The organism is Kordia sp. (assembly GCF_965224175.1).
Taxonomy (GTDB): domain Bacteria; phylum Bacteroidota; class Bacteroidia; order Flavobacteriales; family Flavobacteriaceae; genus Kordia.
This window is the reverse complement of record NZ_OZ245041.1, coordinates 1989799-2014304: the sequence shown is the minus strand read 5'-3', so window position 1 is coordinate 2014304 and position 24506 is coordinate 1989799. Positions and strand designations below refer to the sequence as shown.

At 32.4% G+C, this 24506-nt stretch carries 13 protein-coding genes and 1 other RNA gene; 2 read left to right on the top strand and 12 right to left on the bottom strand.

Translation table 11 applies throughout. The features are described from left to right. Position 1 precedes the first annotated feature (1 nt). From ACOQOS_RS08780 to ssrA, 12 genes are all read right to left on the bottom strand, one after another. The gene (locus tag ACOQOS_RS08780; protein WP_420574597.1) at positions 2-1171 is read right to left on the bottom strand and encodes an MFS transporter; all 1170 of its coding nucleotides are present in this window, start codon (positions 1169-1171) and stop codon (positions 2-4) included. A gap of 124 nt (positions 1172-1295) precedes the next feature. Beyond that, a complete protein-coding gene (locus tag ACOQOS_RS08775; protein ID WP_420574596.1) occupies positions 1296-3398 on the bottom strand; it encodes a thioredoxin domain-containing protein in 2103 nt (700 codons plus the stop codon). A 268-nt stretch (positions 3399-3666) separates the two neighbouring features. Beyond that, positions 3667-5577 (bottom strand): hypothetical protein, encoded by a 1911-nt coding sequence (locus tag ACOQOS_RS08770; protein ID WP_420574595.1) that lies wholly within the window; start codon positions 5575-5577, stop codon positions 3667-3669. Further along, entirely contained in the window at positions 5574-6989 is a 1416-nt protein-coding gene (locus tag ACOQOS_RS08765; protein ID WP_420574594.1) for a S8 family peptidase, read from the bottom strand. Before ACOQOS_RS08765 ends, ACOQOS_RS08770 begins: the two co-directional genes overlap by 4 nt. 12 nt (positions 6990-7001) lie before the next feature. After that, a complete protein-coding gene (locus tag ACOQOS_RS08760) occupies positions 7002-9842 on the bottom strand; it encodes a virulence factor SrfC family protein (RefSeq protein WP_420574593.1) in 2841 nt (946 codons plus the stop codon). A gap of 11 nt (positions 9843-9853) precedes the next feature. Further along, complete coding sequence (locus tag ACOQOS_RS08755; RefSeq protein WP_420574592.1) at positions 9854-10594, bottom strand: hypothetical protein; 741 nt, start codon at positions 10592-10594, stop codon at positions 9854-9856. Beyond that, complete coding sequence (locus ACOQOS_RS08750; protein ID WP_420574591.1) at positions 10587-13559, bottom strand: virulence factor SrfB; 2973 nt, start codon at positions 13557-13559, stop codon at positions 10587-10589. Before ACOQOS_RS08750 ends, ACOQOS_RS08755 begins: the two co-directional genes overlap by 8 nt. 18 nt (positions 13560-13577) lie before the next feature. Further along, complete coding sequence (locus ACOQOS_RS08745) at positions 13578-14933, bottom strand: SH3 domain-containing protein (RefSeq protein ID WP_420574590.1); 1356 nt, start codon at positions 14931-14933, stop codon at positions 13578-13580. After that, positions 14930-16720: a hypothetical protein gene (locus tag ACOQOS_RS08740; protein WP_420574589.1), complete on the bottom strand. Its 1791-nt coding sequence runs from the start codon at positions 16718-16720 to the stop codon at positions 14930-14932. The genes ACOQOS_RS08745 and ACOQOS_RS08740 overlap by 4 nt, the downstream gene beginning before the upstream one ends. Then, complete coding sequence (locus ACOQOS_RS08735) at positions 16713-17900, bottom strand: hypothetical protein (RefSeq protein WP_420574588.1); 1188 nt, start codon at positions 17898-17900, stop codon at positions 16713-16715. The genes ACOQOS_RS08740 and ACOQOS_RS08735 overlap by 8 nt, the downstream gene beginning before the upstream one ends. Positions 17901-17914: 14 nt before the next feature. Then, complete coding sequence (locus tag ACOQOS_RS08730; RefSeq protein ID WP_420574587.1) at positions 17915-18991, bottom strand: hypothetical protein; 1077 nt, start codon at positions 18989-18991, stop codon at positions 17915-17917. A gap of 359 nt (positions 18992-19350) precedes the next feature. After that, positions 19351-19747, bottom strand: a transfer-messenger RNA (tmRNA) gene (gene ssrA, locus ACOQOS_RS08725). Positions 19748-19913: 166 nt separating this feature from the next. Here ssrA and ACOQOS_RS08720 point away from each other — a divergent pair. Further along, positions 19914-21119 carry an NAD(P)-dependent oxidoreductase gene (locus ACOQOS_RS08720; protein WP_420575140.1) on the top strand — a complete coding sequence of 402 codons (1206 nt, stop codon included), beginning with the start codon at positions 19914-19916 and terminating at the stop codon, positions 21117-21119. Positions 21120-21212: 93 nt separating this feature from the next. After that, positions 21213-24473 carry a Calx-beta domain-containing protein gene (locus ACOQOS_RS08715; protein WP_420574586.1) on the top strand — a complete coding sequence of 1087 codons (3261 nt, stop codon included), beginning with the start codon at positions 21213-21215 and terminating at the stop codon, positions 24471-24473. Positions 24474-24506 lie beyond the last annotated feature (33 nt).

The window sequence follows — 24506 nt, the reverse complement described above, 5'->3', positions numbered from 1 at the left end:
CTTACTTTTCTTTTTTCATCAGCGCGAACAAACCAAAAATAGGTCCTAAAGCCAAAAGAATAAACATGATTGGTGAGTTTATTGATGTTTTCAACATATTTAGAAGTAAAATGCTAAAAATAGTAATGAAAAAGCCAATACAATTAACAATGGTTAACGCGGTGCCTTTTAATTCTAAAGGAGCATTTTGAGCTACCAAAGTGGAAAAAAGTGGTGAATCTGCAATAACAACCATTCCCCAAAATAGTAAAAAGGAAACAAACAATACAGGCGAATCTAGTGTAAACAGTATTGGAGAAATTAAACAGCAAATACAAGACAATAATAAAGATAAGAAGGCAATTCGTTTTACACCTATTTTCTGTGCAATATAGCCACCAAGTACACAAGCAAAACCACCAATTGCTATGATTATAAATGATAACAACGGAATATTAAAAGATACAGTTGGATGTAGTTCTATATACATTTGAAGTATGATTGGTACAAATGCCCAAAAAGCATATAGTTCCCACATATGTCCAAAATACCCAAAGGCAGCTTTTTTAAAGTTTTGTTTTTTGAATATATTCGGAATTGCCAAAATATTTATTTTCTGCATTGGTTTTCTAAATGGTCCATTAGGAACAAAAGTGATCATTAAAATTCCACCTATTGTTGCCAAAGATGAAGTTGCTATCAATACAAATTCCCATGGAAGTTCTCCTTTTAATTCTTTTAGTAAATGCGGAAATGCAGTTCCAATAACGAGTGCGCCAACCAAATATCCAAGCGATTTTCCGAGTCCTTTTTCGTAATAATCGGAGGCGATTTTCATTCCTACAGGGTAAATTCCCGCAAGGAAAAAACCTGTCAAAAAACGAAAAATTAGAATACTTGTATAGTTGTTCCCTTTCCAAATAAGAAGACCATTGAATATTGCGCCAAACAAAGCACAAGCAAAGAAAACCGTAGAAGGTGCATAACGGTCAGCGATAGATAAAATGGCAAAAATGAGCGTTCCGATGATGAATCCAAATTGAAGAATAGAAGTAATCTGCCCTAACGCACTTTCTTCTAATAAAAACGTTGTTTTCAACTCAAACATGACTCCATTTCCAGCAAACCAAAGCGAAGTACAAAAGAATTGCGATATGACAATTATAGGAAGTATGTGTTTTGGAGGATTCATTTTTTGGTTATTTTGCTCCTTTTTTGTTTGTACTAAGTTTTTTAAAAGGTTTATTTGATCTTCTATTTTGCGAAGTCTACACTTTGAAATTTCTCAATTCTCAATGCTAATTTCTCATGACTTATTACTTCATCAAAGAAATTGCTTTTTCAACACTTTCAGTCGGTAATTTGCACGCCTTATTTACACAAACATAAATGTATGTTTTATCTTCATAAAAACGATTTTCTAATAAAGGTAAGTCACTTTCTGTTGTGCTTCCGCAAAGAATGATATTAGGAAGATAGTTTTTATGTAATTCTTTTGTTTTCGTAAGTGCATCTTTCCCGTTAATAACAACTTCATAATACGGATTTGAAAGATTTAAATACATTTCCAACCAATTGGAATATAAATACGGATACGCCGTTGCGTCTGGCATTATTTGCTGCAACATTTTTTTACTTTTTGATAAAAAGTCGTCGTTTCCAAAATAATGTCCAAGATGAAATAGATTCTTGCTCATCACAGAATTTGAGGAAGGCATTACGCCATCTTCTACGTCAAAATCTTTGAAATTTAAGCCTTTAGTACTTGTTTTACTAAAGGTGAATAAATGTTTGTCTGTATCGTAAAAATGGTCAAGTGTATAGTTTGTCAATGATTTTGCATCATTGAGCCATTGTTCGTCAAAAGTAATCTGATAGACAGCGATAAAAGCATCAATCAAGAAAGCATAATCTTCCAAATATCCATCAATATTTTTATTTTCCAGACTTCGAGAAACTTGCCAAGTTTTAGAAACAAGTTTATCTTTCATTGCAGTAGCAGTTTTAATTGCTAGTGCTTTAAATTGTTCGTCGCCAAAAACTTTGTACGCATCTACATACGCTTTTAACATCAAAGCATTCCATGAAGTAATTACTTTTATATCTGTTTCTGGAGCTTCTCGTTGCATGCGTACATCTAGTAATTTTATTCTCCATTGGGCTTTTTTATCTTGTACTTCTTGAGTTGTCAGATTGTGTTTTTCTGCAAAAACAGCATCTTCATACATCTTTACCAATACATGTTTTCCTTCTTCTGTTCTAGGAAGTGATTTCGTGCCATAATAATCTGCAAAAAGTGTATATTCTTCTTTAAAAAGTGTTTTTAATGTTTTTGATTTCCAAACATAAAAAGCACCTTCTTCCATTTCTTTTTCATCATTATAACTATCGGCATTCAAAGAAGAATATAGCAAACCATCATCACGTAAAAATTTTTCTTTGACAAAACTGAGTGTTTGATAGACTGTATTTTTATACGTTTCGTCTTTATGAATTTGATATGCGTGTGAAAATACGGAAGTTAATTGTGCATTGTCGTACAACATCTTTTCAAAATGTGGAACATTCCATTGTTCGTCTGTGCTATAGCGAGCAAAACCGCCTTCTACATGATCAAATAATCCACGATTTGCAATATTTTTAAGCGTTTTCTGTACATGATTCGTTAACTCAGCATCTTTTTGAGTTGTAGCAAAACGCAACAGAAAACTATAATTACTAGGTCTTGGAAATTTATTATTTTCTTTTAATCCACCATGTTGAAGATCGAGTTCTTTTTTCCAAGTAGCAATAATCGTATCTGTTACAGTTTTTGACAAGTTTAAATGGTCATCAGCGCTAGAAAATATCTGTAGTGAATTCATGCGATTCGCTTGTGCTTTTGCAAACTCAACAGTCTTCTCAGGGTTTTCGTTGTGAATTTGAACGATTTGCTCTAAAGAATTCAACCAATCTTTTTTAGAAAAATAGGTTCCACCCCAAACAGGTTCACCACTAGAAAGTGTAATGCAATTTAATGGCCAGCCAGCATTTCCAGTCATTAATTGTACCGCTTTAATATATGTTTTATCAATATCAGGATGTTCTTCACGATCTACTTTTACATTGATGAAATGAGTATTCATAAAAGTTGCCACTTCTTCGTCTTCGAAAGTTTCCTTCTCCATTACGTGGCACCAGTGACAAGAAGCATATCCGATAGAAAATAAAATCAATTTATTTTCTTTTTTAGCTTTCGCTAGAATTTCTTCATTCCAAGGTTGCCAATTTACAGGATTGTGTGCGTGCTGTAGTAAATACGGACTTGATTCATTAGCAAGCGCATTAGTATATTTATGCGATTGTGACTGCGAATATTTTTGCTTACAAGAAATTGTAATCAAAAAAAGAATAAAGAAAAGTCTCAGAAAAACTCTCATGAATTGTGTTTTCTCAAATATATAGATAGTAGCGTATGGAAGCAAAAAAAAGCCAACCGAATCATGTTAAATTGTTGACTAGAAAAATATTCTGATAAATCTGTCGAAGTATTTTTTTCTTATAATAAATAAATTGTGTTAGTGATTGGTGTAAATAAAAAACCCCAACATTACTGTTAGGATTTTTTAATAAAGAAATTTCTTAGTGGAGTCGGAGAGAAGATCTGGAGTTGATTGTGAATTTTGAATTAATTAATTTTGAGTTTGATTATTTCGGACAATTTACTCGTATTCCCCAGTTTGTTGTACCATTTACCATCACATATATGAATTGACACGGAGCAAAAATAATTTTCGAGTCTTGGAAATTAGCTGTATCAGTTGTAGTATCAACAGTAAAGAGAACAGTTCCATCCTCACAATGAACAGTTATGATGTCTAAATATGTATCATTATAATATTCAAATAGAAAATTGCTATTTGATTTTCCTAAATCAAAGTATTTTATTTGATTTCCAGTATCATCATAATTCGTACCTCCGCAAGGCAGTATTATCTTTTCTTCTGGTGGATCAGGGATTGGAGAAGGCGGCGGTATTTTATTCAAATACACAATACTTTCTGTGGTTTTGAAATATCCTAGTGGAACTTTTGTTTGCAAACTTTCGTAACCAGATTTAAGAACAGAAATATCTGTATTTGGTTTTTTGAAAATTTGCTTGTAGAGTGGAGTTTTTCCATAGTCAATAGCTAGTTTTCCCAAGGAATCTGTTACATTTCCTGAGTTTTGAGTTCGAAAAGCTAATGGCTCAGAACTGTCAATACTAGCTGATTGTATAGGTTGTTTTGTGGTTTTGTCTAAAACTAAATATTCATGCGTAACACGCGTTGGAATTAGTAGTAATAATAAAAAAAAAAGGATAAACGGAATCCACCACCATAGAAAACGCTTCATTTTTACGATAAACACGTGTCTTTTTTCGTTTCTATGTATAAAATCTTTTTTCCAATCAGTTCCTTTGTATTTCATGAAAACGGAATATTCAATGTCTGAATGTAAAGAATCTATAGTGACAATACCATTTGAATCAGTAGTGTATGCTGTTTTTCCATTTTTACCATATAGGCTAATCGTTTGATTTTTAATGGGTTTGCGTCGCCAATTTAGAAATTCTAATTCGATGTAGTTTTGCGGTATTTCTTCTTGTTTTTCTGGAATAATAATTGGTTCTAATTCTTCTCTTGGAGGATCATAAACGATGGTATATTTTTCATCGTGATTGTGTAGTTTTCCAGAGAGTAATTCATTGTTCTCTGGAGAGAATATCTGAAAGCACCCTTCTTTTTCAGGAAGTTTTAGATTATAAAACCCAAGTCCATCTGTTTGAAAATTTCTAGAAGGAAATTGATCTGAAACAAAGGAGAAATTTGTATTCCCAGCAGGGTTGTTTAGTGAATCAATTACTTCAAAGGTAAGATTAAAATTTCGTTCTACTATAATTGTGTAAGATTCAGTAGTATTTACATTGAATTGTGCTTCTTGGAAATTATCGTCAGGACTACTAATGTGAATAGTGTCTGATTTGTTAAGGTTGTTTAATTTGACTACTCCTTGCGCATTTGATGTATAATTTTGATTGAAATTTTGTGTAGAAATTTTTGCGTTTATTCCTTCTAGTAGTTCTCCTGTACTAGATTGAAATTTAATGATGAATGATTTCAGTGTTTGAGAAAATATTTTTTTTAAAACACCTTCATGCCTTATATGTTCATCTTTTATATAACCCCATTCTGTAAGAATTACTTTTATAGTATTGTTAGCATCTTTGGTGTAAAAAATGGATTCTTCACTTGGTATTTCTATAATATCATCCAGAAAGTTTTTATCATTTTTTTTCCCTAAAACAACAGCCATTTCATTAAAAGAATCTTGAATTAACTGATCTATATGTTGTTTTTGTTGAATAGTTAAAGAAGTGTATGATAAGTAAGGACCATTGTGCGTAGATTGCCAAATAATGATTCCTTGATTTACTTGAATGATAGGTTTTGCAAACTCTAGGTCTTGTATGATATCGCCAAAGGTTTTGCGAATTATTTTATAGTAATGCGCATTGGATGAATTATCATTAAATACGGATTTTATGTTTCCTAAGTTAGATTCTTTAACTGTATTCATAATGCTTGTGTTTTTTGTAAGAGTTTGTCAATCTGTATGAGTTTGAACTCATTATTTACATCTTCGGCAGTTTCATCAAGTAATTGCTTAATTTCAGTTGTAGAGAGATCAGGATTGATAGATTTGACGAGTGCAATACAACCAGCAACAATTGGAGAAGCCATTGAGGTTCCGTCCATAGTTGTAAATTTCTGATCGGGAATACTGCTGTATATACCAACACCGGGCGCGTAAATTTCTACTTCTTCACCATAATTAGAAAAAACGGCTCTATTTTTATCTCTATCAGAAGCACCAACTACAATTGAGATTTTAGATCGTTTCATAGGATCTAATGCAGAAATGACAGCCGAATTTCCAGCAGCTTGTACAATGATAACACCTTCTTTGTCCGCTATTTCATAGACTTCATTCCACATTGCAGCTTCATCTGTGTAAATTGTTTTAGCGTATGTTTTTTGCTGTTCTTCGGTAAGGTTTCCAAAAGCATTTGACATGTCAATACCTAAAGACATGTTAATAACGTTGGCATCATTTTTTAGCGCATAAAAGATACCATCTAAAATAGAAGAAGTAGTCATCCTTCCATTAGCATCAGCAATTTGTATAGGTATTACTTTACATTTTGGAGCTACGCCAGATATACCTACGCCATTGTTAATTTCTCCAACGACGGTTCCGGCAACGTGTGTTCCGTGTTTTAGTTTGCCGTTATAGGTATTTATGTTTTTAGAATATTCAAATACATTCCAGGGTTTTTCTATTTGATTGGTTAATTCTAAATGTGAAGCATCAAATGAATCATCAATTACTGCAATTTTTATGTTCGGATTTCCCATGGTAATATTCCAAGCTTTGTAGAGTCTTATTTGTTTATAAAACCAATCGTAATCTTGATTACTAAAATCTGGGTCTGTTTTGGTTTGTGTGGAAGAAAGAATTGATTCAAAACACACAAATTTTACTACGGAAAACCTTGTTTTTATAGCTTCTTTTAGCTCTTTTAGTTTATTTGGAGGCACTTGAAATTGAACTCTTTTATAAGCTTCAGCATAGTAGGTTACTTTTATAGAATCGCTAGCATACACATTGATAACACCTGAAGAGAAACTTTTTAAATCTGTTGAGTCTTCTATGTAGACATTTAATAAGTCTGAAATAATAGGACGTTTTAACGGATCGTCAGGAATGATTATTTTTGTAGTATCAATAGGTTGTAATCGATCTGGATTTTCAGGGAAAATAGGTGTTGTGTAACTGTAATTTGGACGTGATCCATTCCAAAATTCATTTGGTGAATTACAGTTTCTCAGCAAAAATATAGCAGCTAAAATTAACAAAGCAGTAATTATGAACGGAATCACAGATCCTTTCCTGCTAAATTTCTGAAATTCTAGTTCATCTTTACTCATAATTTTTACTTTTTATATTGAAGTTATTTTTGAAATAATGACACCTATTTCTGCATTTGCTTCAGAATTAAAATCATTGTCAATTCCGTATTTGTTTTTTACATTTTCTTTGAATAATTCTTTTACACCTGACGAAAATTCCAAAACGTAGTTTTTTGAGGCACTTTCAATAATTTCTTTATTAATGATTGTTTTGTCATGTAAAATGGATTCGTTTGAAAATACAGGTTGGTTATTTCGCTTTTGTTTGGGTTTTTGATCTTCCGCGTGAAATAACCAAGTAGCAGAGAAAACATAACGATTTAATATCGTAGCGATACAGCTAGAGATAAGATTAAATTTTTCTTTGGTGATACCATCTTTTAATTCTGCTTCAATGATTTCAACGATTTGCTCTCGGACATTTTTTTTAGCATCGCTTTTTAAAATTTCTGAAAAAATAGTAGTTACTACTTCATTGTTTTCATTTCCAGTTTTTAGGTTGTTTTTAAAACTAACAGAGGTTAATTTATCAGCCCAATGATTTAAAACGACTTCCGAAAATAGTTCGCTAGTATTTTTAGTTTTTAATTTAGGAGAGAGTAAATTATCAATATCAACACCTATTTGACTTTTTAGTATTTCATTAAGGTCTTTTTCATCTACTTCATAAAAATCAAGTAATTCCTGTTTTATTGAAGTTACAGAATCATTAGTATCCATGTTGATTCCTAATGTAGTTAGGAACGATTTTATTTTGGTGTAATCAACTGTATCTTCTTGTATTTCTTGATTTGCATTGAATTTAAATTCATACAATAAACGCCAAATTTCATCTTCTGAAATAGCCACTTGTTTTAAAAATGTACTTAAAGAGTTATCAGAATCATTGCTCAATCCTAAAATAGAAATTGAAGCTTTTGCTCCTTTTATTTTTGCAGTTCGCATGTCTTCATCCATATTTCCAGAAGAATATTCACTTTTTAAAATATCTAGCACATTGTGTATTGCTTCTTTAACAATATGTTCTAGTTGTGTTAGCATATTGATTGGGTGAGAAGAAGGCTCTAAATACGTACATAAATAGTCTATTCCTGTTTTGTTTGGAGTTAGCAATTCTGTCCATAGTTCTTTTTTATCAAAAATGAAATCATTAGTAATTTTAGAGTTCATGAATGACTGTTCCATATCGTTAATGATTCCTACTTTCTCTGGACGTAATTTTTCTTCTTTTTGATGAATTGGTTCATATCCTTGAAAAAATGCGCCAGAAAACCCAGGATCTCTGATGGGAAATATAAATTTGAAAGAATCGTTTTCTGCAGCCCAATTTACAGTCCATTTGTCTTCTACAGGTTTGCTCATGTAATTGCTGAAGTTTTCTTTGAAGCGCGCATACCATTTTGAGTCATGCGATTCTGGATCATTGATGACTTCAGCACCACCTTTTCCGCTTAGTTCCACATTAAATTTTGTCATAGCAATAAGTAATGGGGAAACATGATTTACTTGGTGTTTTATGTTGTGAGATTTTAGTAAATGCAACACCGTATTTTGATGCTTTTTTCGTGTTTCAGACGTATTACCCACGTATTTTTTTATCCATTTATCCAACAATCCGGGCGATTCTGAGACTAATGGCGGTTCGTTGTCCATACAATATAGTAGTGTAGAAATTCCGATGTCTCTGTTGTACAAATAGAATAAGTAAGATACTTTTCCTCTTACATACATGGATAGTTTTGCATTTTCTTTATTCGAATTAAAAACAACTTCTGGTACTTTTTCTCTGCTTTTACTTCCTGGGAAGTCCAATACATCTGTATAAAGTAAGAATGTTTTTTCATTGGCTTTTTCGAAATCATTCGGGATTTCAAAATGTAATTCTTTGATTAAGGCACTAAATTCACTAACAGCTACATGTTGAATATTTCCATTGTCATCACAAACAGAAAGTTTATCTAAAGTAGGCGAATAAAACATTTCCTTTACGCGCTCAACATCTAAAATATTAGTTGTGTTTCCAAATTTTGGATCTTTTTTTCCATTAATGATCGCTTTGTTATCTACATATGCAATTTTTGAAAAATTCACTTGTGATAGCGTTTCACTAAGTCGATTGAAAATGGTTGTTAGAAATTCATTTTTCCCCCAGAAATAGTGTAGCAATTCCCAACGTTTGTCATAACTTATTTTAGGAAGTAATGTTATTAGATCGTTGAAAAAATTAATGTTTTTACAATATTTTATACGATAATCATCTTTGTAGTTTACCGTTAAATATTCTATGAAATCATAGATTTCATCTTCGTGGAGATCTGCAATTGAGTTGCTATAATTTTCTGCTTTAAGCGAGGTTACTTTTTCTAATATTTCTTCAGGATTCAATTCTTCAACATATTCTTGAATGTCTTCTAAATATCCATTTATAATGATAGATGCTACATCTAGTTGACTTAAAAGTTCTACTTTGTACGGATATTTTGGATCTATATTTTTTGGTTTACTTGTAGAAAAACGAGTGATGATACCTGTAGATTCTCTTCCACCTGGAGGATTTATTTTTTGTAAAAAGTCAATTCGTTCATCAGTTACGGAGTTTACAATTTCCAATTTAGAAGTTTTTGGCGATTTGGCTAAACTTCTTACTAAGAATGATTTCCCAACTTGACTTTGTCCAAATATAGCAACAGAAGGTCTTTTTTTTGTGGCTTGTATGACTCTGTTTAGACTTCTTTTATTTTTTTGTAGCAATCTTTTTTTCGTTTCTTTTGTAGAAATGTCTCCATTGGTATGTATCCACTTGATACCATTTTCCAAAGCAGCAACTATTTTCCCAGTTTTATCATTAAGCTGATTGAATTCTTCGTTCATGTTTTGCAAAATTAAATTGTTTTTATATCCCCAAATTTTAGTACTTCTCCGCTTTGTTTATCAGTTAAGATAAAGCTCAGTCCTCTCGTAATTCTTTGCCCGTTACCAGATACGATTCTATGAAATTTTGGATCAACAAAGTTTCCGTCTTCTGGAGAGATAAGATGATAATTGCTGTATTGTCTGTTTATACAATTTGCGATAGATCGGTATATATATTTTTGTTGGAAAATATTGAATGATTGTAACTTTTGTAAAAGCTCAGTTAGTTGATTGTAAATACTATCAATCATTGGTTCTTTGTTCTGAATTTTTGTGTTTATTTGAACTAATTCGTTACTAAGAATATTTAAAAAATCATGATTTTCTTTGGTGTTATCTTCTACAATTTCTTGAATTAAGGATTTTAATTCATCAAATATTGATGGCAATTTAACGGTTAAAGAATCTTTTGTAGCGTTGTTTTCCTGTGGTATAGTTTCTACCTTTTTTTTAGGTTCAACCTTAGTGAGTAGGAATAATTTATCCTGAATTTTTTGCGTATTTTCTATGAACGATTGATTGTATTGTTGACACGCTATTTTAAATTTTTGAAGCGTTTCTTCAGTAAAGTCGTGTATACTTTTATTTAGATAAAAATTGATATCTTCGGTTGAAGCAACAGGCAAATTTGTTTGGTTAGTGATTTCTTTATGTTCATCACGACTACCAAAATTATCTTTGTTTCTTGGATTGATTCTTAATTTACTCATCAGCATAATTTTTTAGTAAAAATGAACCACTATCTTTCCAGTAAGCAGCATCATTTGGAAGTGTTTTGAAGAATAGGACAAAATATTTTTCGCCATCAATTGTTTCACCATTTTTATCAATAATGACCATGTCGTCCATTAGTAACTCTTCTTTGTTTTCATCATCTCTGTTGATGGTTACCGTAAATGGATATTGTACATTTTCTTTGATTAGTAATTCTTTGTGATAGTCGTCTTTGAATCCAAAAATGTATAACGAGGTTGAAATCCAATCTTCTGATGGTAATTGTCTCATTCCAATAGAAATTGGAGCGCCATAAAACTTGAAAGTTCCTTCATATTTATCTTTATCAAAGATTATTTTTTCATCTTTTATTCGTGAAAAGTTGTCACTGAGTACGCCGAGATATTCTGCTGTAGATTGGATATTTGATAGTTCTGACAAGTCAATTCGAAATTTATCCAATCGATTGATAGAACTTAAAAAAGCAATAAGCGCACCAACACTTACCGTGGTTTTTGGGTCTTTTACAGCACCGAAAGTTGCAAAAGGATACCAATCACCGAGTCTGTAAGCACCGAAGTTTATAATTTTATCAGGACTTAATACCAACGATTTTTCAAAGAGTTCTCTTATGATTCCTAGATTACTCGATTTTCCTGATAAGAGTAAAATATCACAATCAAAAACAGCAATGAGTTTTGTGAGTTGCTTGATTACAGGCTTGATGATGTCTGCAATGGCATAGTTAATGAGTTTGATATCAAAGTCAATTAAAATATCTAAAAAAGAAAACTCTGAGATATTGCATCTTTTTTTGATAACATTTTCGATATACGGAATTAAATTGTTCTTGGGTTTTGGGTACGATTTGAAGATGTCAGCAATTGTTTTTTTTCTGTTGACGCTATTAGACATCACATGATTGATAGCATCATATGCACAATAAGTTGCAATTTGATTTGCGAATTGTTTTCGATAAATACGATGCGTAGCCGCTTGATTTCCTGCATTACGTCCAAATAGATAATTTAATGTTTCTTCAACAGTAGTACCACCTTTGTCTTTTACATATTTTTCAATACTTGGTAAGACCACAAACTCTATGATTCGTTTTACAATGTCATCCCCTGCTACATTGAAACCTTCCCAAAAAACGGGAATAGGTTTTATAACGGGAATTTCAGAATCAGCATCAGCTTGGTAGTTGCAAATCATTAAATCGGTTGTTCCACCACCAATATCTACACTAGCAATGGTTACAGAAGGTTGATCTGGATGTTCTGTATTTTCACGTTTTTTTCCTTTGTATTTAAAGAATAATTCGTGCTTTCCCTTGAATTTGTCAACAAGTTCACTGTATAAATAGGTGATTTGCGAGCAGGTAGCTTCATCATATTTCCAGTATTTTTCAACTTCTTCAAAAGTGTCTAAGTTTTCTAACGGATATACTTTAAAATCGTTATGTAAAACGTTTCCATGATATTTTCTGATTAAAAAAACTGAATCAACCACAGCTTGTTTTAGATATTTTTGTTCTTTCATTGTCATTGCTGTAGGACATGTGATGACAATATTTTTTAGGATTCTTCGGAAAGAAGAATTCCCCATATCTTTTCTGAATGTGTAGTTATTAATTTGTGAGATGGCTTGTAATATGATCTCGACAAAAGCAAAAGTCATTAAAGAAGCTCTAGAGTAATTACTTTCGGTGGTTGGAAAACTTGTATTATTGAGTGATCCATCGTCATTTAAATATTCTGAAACACCATACAGCGCCGCTTTTTTTAGATTTTTAGATTTTGCGTAGCCAATGTAGCCGTCTTTATCAACTTTAATCCAAGGTAAATTTGTCTTTTCATGATCCCATAGATAACGTTTGGGGCTGCTCATAGTTGCTTGCGAATCTTCACTTTCAAAAATAGAAGTGAGTCGTACGGCTTCTTTTCCAACTCTTAAAAGGCTTGGCCATTGAAAAATATCGTCGAAATACTGACTGGCTTCATTTCCGAAGCGTTCTTCTGCAAAAGCAACTTGCATTTCAAAAGGTTCATCATATATTTTGTAGGGCAATGACAAATCTCGTATTTGTATTTTTTTGGAAGAAGTAAAGTCGAATGTTTTATTCGTTTGCGGCGAAGTTGTTTCAACGATTAATCCGCAAGTTCTTGAATTTCCAATGTCTAAAACCAATCCGGTTTCAATAGTTCTGTCACCTGAAAGTAACGCTATTTCAGGAAAACCTCCTACTTTTTCTAAAAGATCCAATAAGACAAAATAATTGGCAAAGTGTCTAAAATAATGTCTTGTTTTCGCAACTTTTAAATCATAAATATTTGTGAGCCAAGTATCAATGTCTTCTCGACTGTAAAAAGCAGTAAAAAAACGTTCTTTGGTTACACACTTAAACCGAATATTTCCGGAAGGTGTTGCATCTGCTTTGTTGGGTTTTAAGTAATCATTTTGACCATTTTCTGCAGTGGCGGTATCAAAGGCAAGTACAATTTTATGCGTACAGTTTTCTGTTTTTTTGGTTTCAATATCTACTTCTCCAAACCACATTCGACACCAGTTTTCTGGACCTGAATGAAATGGTTTCGATTTGTCGTTTCGGGTTCTAAAATAGGGTAGTGGAATCCAGTGGCCGGCATACACGTCAAATGACTCCCGACCTCTAATTTTATAGATGTTTTTTTTGTCAATGATTCGTATAAAATCTTCTCGTATTTCATCCGGAATCACGCTTCCGTCTTTGTCAATTGCTTCCGCATTGATGGAGTCGAAATCAATGTATAAATCATTCCATTTATACGGAAATAGAATTTCGCCAGATTCTTCTTTGCCATTCTCATCATAGGTGATTTCTTCTGCAAAACTTTTTTCGCTGCTTAGGTTATCGTCTTCATCGATGTAAAGCGGTATTTCTATAAATTGAATTCCTGTATTTTGGATTAATTCGATCATTTATGAATGATTTTGTTATTATTGATACTCGAAGTATTCTCGTTGTATGTAACCATGTAAAATTTTACCATTTTTCTCATACATTATGCTATATGAATTAAGCTTTAGGTCTTTACTTTTTACATATATATTATGATTTCTTCGGAGATATTGGAATTTATCTTTGTAAACATCACTTTCTCCAATCTCTTTAGGAGAATTATAAATTGGGATATCATAATACAAGTTTTTAATTTTTGCTTTTCTTTGAATTTTTTCAACTCTGTCACGCATTATTTTTTTTGAAATAAGCTTGTTGGAGACGAATCCAACTTCACTATTTTCATTAAATCTAATTTTTGCCCACAGCGTTTGCTTGTCAAAACCTAATAAAGTAACCTCGTCTCCATCTGATAATACGGCTTTTACATTATCATTATCTTCATCATAAATAGGAGAACTTCTCACATTTACATTGTAATTATGATGACTGATATAAATTTGTTCTTTTGCTGGATATAGATTCCCTGTTGCAGAAGCAAAATCATTTATGTTATTTTCTGATGTTTTAGTAAAATATAATACTCCAAATATGATTGCTACGATTAAAGAAATAATCGCAAAAAGGCCATACTTTTTTTTGTTAGTTAAAGCATTTTCTTTTTCAGCTTCTGTGTTGGTTAGTTTGGTTTTTAGAGCTGTGTTTTCCTTTTGATAAGAAGTTGCTAAAGCTATTTTTTCTGGTTGATTGTTTGATGGAGTAGTTAGCTGTTGAATAGTAATTTTTTCAAATCCGTTTTGCATAAATGCAACAGCAGGCGTATGTTTTGAAACTACTAATAAATGAGTTATATGATTGAGTGCAGGATGTGTGTAGAAATGATGTAGTGTTTTTGCTAATTCTCCTTTTTCTAATGATGTAGTATCAACACATTTTACATTTTGTTTGGAAGTAATTTGTTGTAGATATTCTTCTTTAAAAATGTTGAAATTACCATTAACACTGGGCAAAATAACACCTAAGTTAGTATCACTTAAATTGTATTCATCTTCAAAGTTTCTTTTTAGTTGGTTTAGTAAATATGCAACACCATCAATTATTTTTTGTTCATTTACTTGAAATGCTTTAAAAATAATAGCACTTCCAATAATTCCTTCACTATTATTTTTTTCTACACGAATAATACTCGTGACAAGGATAGCATCTTTTATAGAACTTTTAAGTCTGTTAGAAGCTATACGCTGAAAGCAGATACGTTTTTCTCCAACTTTAAGTTCGGGTATGTTAGTAACGAATATATTGTCAGCTAATTTGAGCTGTTCAAGCATACCATTTGCGTCAATGACAAATGTGTCAGTTTTTTTGAAAATTGCGTATCCTATATTATCTCTCATGACTTTGGTATATCAAAGAATGGAAGTTTTATTTTTTTATCTACCTTGAGGTTATCAATACTTCCATTATGTTTTTCTAATATCCATTGATAGTGTTTTTCGAGTAAAATTGTGTCTTTCTCAATTTTTGGATTTAAAAATTGATAAATATCATTATGTTCATTTAAATAGGTTTCTAGATTTTTATCAGCTTTCCATGGCATATTTGCTTTTAGATCTTTGATTTCATATTCTTTAAAGTTTATAAAATACGTATCGTCTTTAATACCAATTCTTTTTACCAGATTAGTGTTTGTATAATCAAACTCCCAAAATTCCCAAGAATACTCTGTTATAAATTTCAACTCTTCATCACCTTCTTTGTATGCCTCGTTAACGAAGCTGTCCAGTAGTATTTCAGCATGTTTTCTGAATTCTTTATAATCAGCACTTTTACTGTTTTTTTCGTATTTTTTTATGTTAGCAAATAGTTTTTTTCTTTGCTCAAGAAGCATCTCTTTGTTGACTTTTGCTATGGAATCAGCTTCCTTTTTCTTAGCACCTTCAGCAACCATAATGGCGTTGTTTTTTTGGGATTCTAGTAAGTATAATCCACAAAATGCGAGTGTAGAAAGAAGTAGAATTCCTAATAGAAAGATATTTCTTTTTTTAGCTTTACTTTTCCGTTCAGGCAATTTTTCAAAGTAATGTTTTACGAAGAATTCATTTTTTTCCTCCTTATCAACACCTTCTGTTTCAGTAAATTTAAAATTTGTATGTTCTTTAATTGTAGTGGTTATGGAAGCTAGTAGTTGTTTAAGTTCATTAAGTTTTTTTATGTCTTTACTGGAAGTTTTAGAAGAATTATTATAACGTTGAGGATTGCCTAATCTTTTAGCTTCGTTTAAGTTTCTTTTTTCTTCTTGAAGTTCTCGTTTTTTTATTTTTAATTCTTCTTCAATAGCTAAAATAGTACGGTCAATTTTTTCAACTTTACTTTGTTTAGAAATTAATTCACTTGCCAAACGATTGACTGCATTGGTATCATTTTTTATTTTAGTATCAATTGCATGAGATTTGTGTTCAAGATTCTTTAATCGTTCACTCTTATTGTTGATTTTAGTTTGATAATAACCAAAGTGTCTACTGTAATTAAATAGTGTTGCAACGTCTGCTTGAATAAAGCCTTTTTGTGTCAAATTTTGAATTACATTCATTGAGTCGCTAGCATATAAATAATCTACTTCATGCAAAGAATGATTGATAGTGAAGTTTGACAATACCAACGCACTTTCTTTTTCAAGACTGGATAATCTTGTTGTAATATTTTTTCTAGATTCAGTTAATGGAATGTAATTCATTTGTTCTTCACTAAACATCCCAAATTCTTTGTTGGCGTCAGGTAAATTAATATTCCAATTGGAGTTGTCTATTGCTCTGAAACGATTATTTTCATCTACGTTTTCCTTTATTTTAGAAAAAAGATATAGAAGTCCTGAAATCATTTTTTCAGCATTTGGTATTTTTCCTCTAAAACAAATGGCACTTCCTACAAAACCACCTGGACGATTTTCTCCATATTGCAATGCTTGCTCATACAGCACAACCAATAAAGCGTCTTTCCTTTCTAGATTGTTGAGACTTGAAGGAATACGACGAAGCATCAATACTTGTTGTCTTTTTTCTAAAGAAATGTGAGAACTATTTAGATACAAAGATTTATCCAAGTTTAGTTCTTTAAACAATCCGTTGGAAGTTACAGCGATACCTTTTGGACTTCCAAATACAGCATATCCTATATTACTCATTTGAAAAAAGATTTTTTATTGATTTGAAAATATTTTTCCCTGAAGATTTTTTAACTTCTTGGTCAAGTGATTCTCCTGTGGCAGTGAAATACATCCACTTTAGTAGTTTTTCAGAATCTTCGGACTTGTATTTATACTTATCCTTTCCATTTTCAGAAAATACATTGCCAACAGAGAATTTCATATATGCCATGTCTCTATTTTCATCAAATAAATTGCTTGTTAGTATTGGAAGTTTATCTTCTAAATATTCTTTTACATTATTGTATTGACTTGCAACTTTATCCCACTTATTAATTGTAATTAAAACAGGATTTGTAATATGTCCAATTTTGTGGATATATCTTAAAAATTGATTAATTAAATCTTCACTATTTTCTGGAGTATCGACATCAACTACGCAAATGAAAATCATTTGACATTCGGGATGTTTTAAATATGAGTTAATGCGTTCATCAAATTCTCCACCAGCACGTCCTTGATCTCTTAGTTCAATTTCTTTTAAATCTTCACCAGCCATTTCCAATAAACAGAATGGCATATTAGGTTTCTCGTATGGTTGAAATTCTAAATTAATTTCAGTAGGAAATACAAATTCTGTTGGGTCTAAGGTTTGAGTTCCTTCAATAAATTCACCGCTTCGAACTTTTTTTGTCATCTCACCTAAAATATAGTCTCCCTTTCTATGATGTTCATGTTCATTTAAACTGAGTGATCTTAATTGTCCTATTCTAGATGTTTGAATATAGTACAATAAACCTGCAAGCATGGCTGATTTCCCTGCTGTTGAATTCCCAAAGACAAAGAAATATGGCATATTTGGATCAATTACTAAATCCATATTTGGAGCACTAGGTTTCTCTATTTTCTGTGTTGTGTAAATTGTATCTGAGTTTTCATTAGAAGTAAAAGAATCTGTTTCAGCTATATCTTCCCGAAAAGGATTTGTTTCAGGTATATCTGCAGCATCTTCAAAAGGGTTGTTTACACTAGGAGAATTAAATGTATTATTAGAAGAATTGCTTATAGGAGTTTCCTTAGTGGTTTCTTCAAAAGGATTTGAAGAAACCTCATTAGATTTTTGATTTTCAGAAGCCTTCTTTTTTTTCTTCTCGTCATCAATTTCGTGTATAGACTTTCTATTTAATGGAATTTTTGGTTTATTATTCTTCTGCATCATGATGGTTGGATATATTACAAGCTTCTAGGTCCTGAGTATGTATTTGTTTTTTTCTTGGTAAATGAAAGCGCTAAAAAGACAAAGCCAAGTGTAGCCAAGTCAATGATTAAACTTATAATAATAGAAAATACGGTTGCGGAGTTGTTATCTTTTCTAACAAAAGCACTATTTAAAACTGATTTGATGTTTTTTGCATTTACGGCTTCGTACTCACCTAACTCTTCATAATCGTAATCATCAGGTAAAAAACCTTCTGCTTTTTCTCCAATGAGATTATTTGCTTTTCTGATTTTTTTAATAGCATCAACACCATTCAATTTTAATAGTTCTTCATTTCCAGATTTAAGAAGCGAATCAGCAGCTTTACCCGCAGGTTCATATAAAGTTGTCAATTCTGCTAATTTTGAATTGATGTCAGATTGTTTAGAATCTTTAATTGATGTAAAATAACTCAGAGCAGCACTTTCAAAATTATTATATTTCTGATTGTAAATTTTAGTCATGCTAGTTGATGAAGAACCATTATATTTCAAATTATAATCGCTAAATAACTGAATTACATTTTGCCACTTCTTTTTAGCTGCTTTACCATAACCCTTAGGAGGTGTTTCCATTTGAAATTTTAGGAGCTTTAATTCAGCTTTTAGTTTTGTTTCAAGATCATTCAATCCTGTCGAATTATTTAACCCTGACTTAGCGTTTTCGTATGATTTATCCAATGTAGTGGAGTAAAAAATCAAGTCTTTTTCCAGAAGTGTTCCTTCCATTTGGTTGCCATAGAAATAGGTGAAGTTTCCAAAAAAACTAATCAATAGCGGTAATAGAAATCCAAGAGATTGTTTTAAATGACTTTCTCCTTTTTTTCTTCTTTCCATGATGATGAAATTCAAGCCAAAAAATAACAAACCAGTCGCAGCGGCTAGCACTATTGCCAAATACTCATCTAAGAATCCTTTATAACCTTTATAAGTAGCTATAGCACTAAATGGTACTAGCAAAAAATTTAAAGCAAAAAATATAATTCTAAAACCTATACTTTGTTTATCAGAAGACTTTTTAGGGTTATTTCTGGTTTTGTAGTTTATAGCCATATGATGTTTTATTGATTATGACAGAAGAGCTATTGTACAGATACAAACTAAAATTTAAAGGTATTCTGTGCCTAAAACTCTATCTAAAATTTATACATTATAAAAGTAGATTACTGAAGCTTTATTAACTTACGGTTTTCCGCAATAGGTTCGTTTTTTTAATATTATTAATTAAAGAAAGCTTTGAAAAATGGAAAGTTGTTTTTTTTTATTTGATGTAAATGGATTATAGCTATTCTATTTTTTGTAGATTGATTACATTGAAGATGAGGTTTAATTGTGCTTAAAATTACTCTTACTACACCTATATCGACACCCAAAATATAAAACGCCCTAAAACTAATGTTTTAGGGCGTTAAATGTGGAGTCGGAGAGAATCGAACTCTCGTCCAAACAAGCAATTAAAATGCTTTCTACACGCTTAGTTCTTGTTTTATTTTCGACTAATAGCTGACCAAAAACCGCCCACTACTAGCTTATCTTCTTAGTTGTAAAAACTACGGCGAAGTTACGTAGTCTCGATGTTGACTTTTATGGTGTCTCTAAATTGGTCGCCATCAACAAGGGCTACCAGGAGACATTCAGCCTTTCCGTCTTACGGAAACGAGGCTAATCTTACTATAATTCAGATTATGCAGCTAAAGCGTAGTTATTCTCGCCATTTAAAAAGTGTGAAATATGAGATTTACGAGCTATTTCTCAGCGCTCGACGTGCTTACACTTCAATTCGACTCGCTGTCAAAACCAGTCGACCCCAATATGTTAAAGAACTTTTACTTTAAATTGTAAAAAGGACAGCAAACATAACACAATTTTTAATAGTTTTGTGTTTTTTGTTCTAAATACTACTATTTTTAAATCAAAAAATATACCAAAATTAACTGTGTCAGTAGTAAATACTGCTGTAAATCAAAAAAAACCTATGAAATTTGCCATCATCAAAGAACGTAAAAATCCGCCAGACAGACGTGTGGTATTCTCTCCTGAAAAACTTGCAGAAGCGAAAACACAATTTCCAGAAGCAATATTTAAAGTAGAAGCTTCAGATATACGTGTGTTTCAAGATAACGCTTACGCAGAAAAAGGATTTGAAGTTACTGATGATGTGTCAGATTGTGATGTAATGATCGGAGTAAAAGAAGTTCCTATTGATCATTTAATTCCAAACAAAAAATACTTCTACTTTTCGCATACGATAAAAAAACAACCTTACAATCGCAAGTTACTACAAGCAATGTTAGCCAAAAATATTGAAATGTACGATCATGAAGTCATCACAAAAGCAAATGGTGGACGCTTGATCGGTTTTGGTCGTTATGCAGGTTTAGTTGGAGCTTACAATGGTTTTCGTGCTTTAGGTTTGCGAGATGAATTATTTGAACTTCCAAAAGTTGAAAATCTTCCAGATCTAAATGCCGTAAAAGCGGAATTAGATAAAATAACACTTCCAAATATAAAAATTGCTTTATCAGGAACAGGAAAAGTTGCCTATGGAGCAAAAGAAATACTAGATCACCTAGGAATTAAAGAAGTCACAGATACTGTATATTTAACTTCAGATTTTACAGAACCAGTCTATTGTATGATCGATGTGATGGAATACAACAAACGTACAGACGGAAAAGCAGGTGATAAATACGAATTTTACAAAGATCCTAGCGGTTATGAAAGTAACTTTATGCCATACGCTAAAGTAACAGACTTCTTTATCGCGGGTCATTTTTACGGTGATGGAGCTCCTTATTTATTCACACGTGAAGATGCCAAACATCCTGACTTCAACATTAATTTAGTAGCTGATATTTCATGTGACATTGATGGACCTGTAGCAAGTACTATTCGCCCTTCAACGATTGCTGATCCTTTCTATGGATATGATGCACAAAGCGAAAGAGAAGTCGCTTTTAATGCAGAAAATGCAATTACGGTCATGGCTGTTGATAATTTACCTTGTGAATTACCAAAAGATGCTAGTGAAGGTTTTGGAGACATGTTTTTACAACATGTGATTCCAGCATTTTATAATGGAGATAAAGATGGAGTCTTAGCGAGAGCGCGAATGACAACATCAGATGGGAAACTTACGGAACGCTATTCATATTTACAAGATTACGTAAACGGAAAGTAATTATTTGCAATAATTCTTGTAAGATTTTTTTTAGATAGGTGGGAATATTTGTGATTTGATTGTTACATAACTAAACAAACTAATCAAAAAGCAATGAAGAAATCTCTATTATCTCTACTCTGTTTACTACTATTGTGTACATTTTCCTGTGAAAATGATGACAATGTATTGCCAGAAGTTACTGCGGAAGAAGAACAACCCGTAACACCAATCAACTTTGAAGAAAACTTTGGTTCAATGGTTTCTGCACGATTTTTAGGCCGTGTAATAAACGAACAAAATGAACCAGTTGAAGGAGCAACAATCCGAATTGGAAATACAGTAGCAACTACAGACATCTTTGGAATATTCTCTGTTTCTGATGCAACAGCATTTGAAAAATTTGCCTACATCACAGCCGAAAAAAGCGGTTATATTGAAGGTTCTAGAGCTTTAATTCCATCTACAACTGATGTAAATCGTGTAGAAATCATGTTATTGAAGGAAGATGTGATCGCCACTGTAAATTCTGGAGAAAATTCTACAGTAAACTTACCTAATGGAACATCTGTAACATTTGAAGGGAACTTTATAACTTCAAGTGGAGCAGCACACAATGGCGAAGTGCAAGTAATTGTAAAACACTTAAGTCCGGATGATGAAAACATGGAGGCAATGATGCCAGGAATGTTATTTGCACAAGATGCTAGCGGAGATGCAGTAACGTTAGAAACATACGGGATGTTAGCCGTAGAACTTCAAAGCATGTCTGGTCAAGAATTACAATTGGCAGAAGGAAGCTCTTCTCAAATTTCATTACCAGTAGCAAGCAATACTATAAATCCTCCAGCAACAGTTCCATTATGGCACTTTGATCAAGAACAAGGATATTGGATAGAAGAAGGAGAAGCAACATTGCAAGGAGACAGATATGTTGGAAATGTAAGCCATTTTTCTTTCTGGAATATTGATATTCCATACGATACCGTAACATTATGCATAACATTGGTAGATGAATCAGGCGCGCCATTGCCATACACTTGGTTACAATTACAAACAGAATTACTCAATGCGGCAGGAACTTATGGATATACAAATAGTTCGGGTCAAGAATGTGGTTTAGTACCTTCTGGAGTAGAACTGAATGTTACTGTTCCAGGGTCATCTTGTGCAAACGAACCATTTACTACAACTATAGGTCCTTACACAAGTGATACTAACATAACAATCACCGTTTCATCAAATCAAAACTCAACAACATTATCTGGTGTATTTATGACATGTGATGGAAATGATGTAACTGATGGATATATTCAATTATTTATTAATGGAAACTCAGAAATTATTCCTGTAACTGATGGAACTATAAACTATACCATAAACTATTGTGGAACCATTGCGTATTCTGTAAAAGGTATAGACGTTGCAAATAATGAAGTTACTGAAGTATTTGAAGGAACACTTTCTGGTGAAACAACGTTAGATTTAGGAACACTTAGCTCCTGTACTGGACTTGTTGACTCAGATGGAGATGGTATTTTTGATTCTTTTGAAGATGTAAATGGCGATAATGATTTAACAAATGATGACACAGATCAAGATGGTGTACCAAACTATTTGGATGCTGATGATGATGGTGATGGAGTGAATACTGCTGATGAAGACTATGATGGCGATGGTGATCCAAGAAATGATGATAGTGATGGAGACCAAATTCCAGATTACCTAGATTCACAAGATGTTGTTGTATTTTCAGTAGAAGCTTTAGGTGTTGATTGTGATCCTGTATTATTTGATCTTGATGCAATTATTTCAGATTATGGAAACGACTTACATACTTACGCGTTCTACTTAACACAAGCAGATGCAGCAGCTGGAACAGGTCAATTAAGCTCACCTTTTGCAGTATCTATTGCCGATTTAACAAGTAATACGCAAATGATATTTGTAACAGCGACAAATATAGCATCTGGACAATCTGCTATTGGAACTGTATATTTATATTGGAGTTATGAAGATACAGATGGAGATGGACTTACTGATTGTGAGGAATTGACAGGAGTAGATAATCCAAGTACAGTACGTGTGCCAGATGGAACAAGTGATCCAAATGATCCGCTAGATCCGTTACCAGTAAACACTACAGTAGCTGTTTCTGGACCATCATCTGTAATGGAAGATGTTGGAACTTTTACTGTAAATGTAGAATTAGAAACGCCAAGTAGCATAGAAACAACTGTAGAAGTGTCTATCGCAGCTGATAATAATAATGACTTTACAAATACAAGTAACATACTAACGTATCTTCCAGGAGAAACTACGCCAACTGCACCACTAGAATTCACTGTGATTGATGACGCCATAGCGGAAGGAACAGAAACACTTTTAATACAAGCTGCAATTACAAGCGGAAATTCAAATGGTTCTAGTAATAATGTATTTATAATGAACATTGTTGATAATGACAACGATGCTGGTTTACCAACAATTACGCTTTCAGGCGGCGTTGTAAATGAAGCAGATGGTACAGCATCAGTTACCTTAAGTATAGATCAAACAAGTACAGAAGATATTGTAGTCTTTTTACAAACAACAGATCAAACGGCAACAGCTCCAGATGATTATGTGACTACAGCAGCATCAGTTACGATTCCAGCAGGTTCTCTTTCTATAGATTTTATTATTCCTATAGTTGATGACACAACTGTAGAGCAAGATGAATTCTTCTTTATTTCAGGTGATGTTACCTCAGGAAGTACAACCAATGGAAATGTATTATCTGAAGTTGTGATTACAGATGATGATACTGCTCAATATCCAACTCAAGGAGAAATAAATGCTTGTGCAGACCCAAGTACTGGTACTGCATTGATAGATCTTACAAGTATGAATGATTATTTCTCTAATGGACCAAATGGATTCACATTTATATCATACCATTTAACAGAAGCTGATGCACTAGCAAATACGAATGCATTAAGCTCTCCTTATGAGGTTGCTGATAATGTAACATTATATGTTAGAATTGCTGATGATACTTTAACATTACAACAAGTGTCGTTATTATATTGTACAGTAAATGTTACTCCAAATGCGCCAACTGGATTGAGTTTGACTGCTTGTGATGGAGATGCAGACGGCACTGCTACTTTTCAATTGACTCAATTAACTCCAGATATCGTACAAGCAAATGCATCTTTAGTAGTGAGTTTTTATGAAACAGAGCAAGATGCTTTTATAGATGTAAACCAGTTAATACCTTCGTACACAAACATTAATCCAAACGTACAAGTTATTTATTTTAGAGTAGAAGATCCAGCAACAGGATGTTTCAGCGTAGGTTCTATTGAACTCATTGTAGATTCTAGTTGTTAGTTATATAAACTGAATATCGAACTTAAAAAGCAT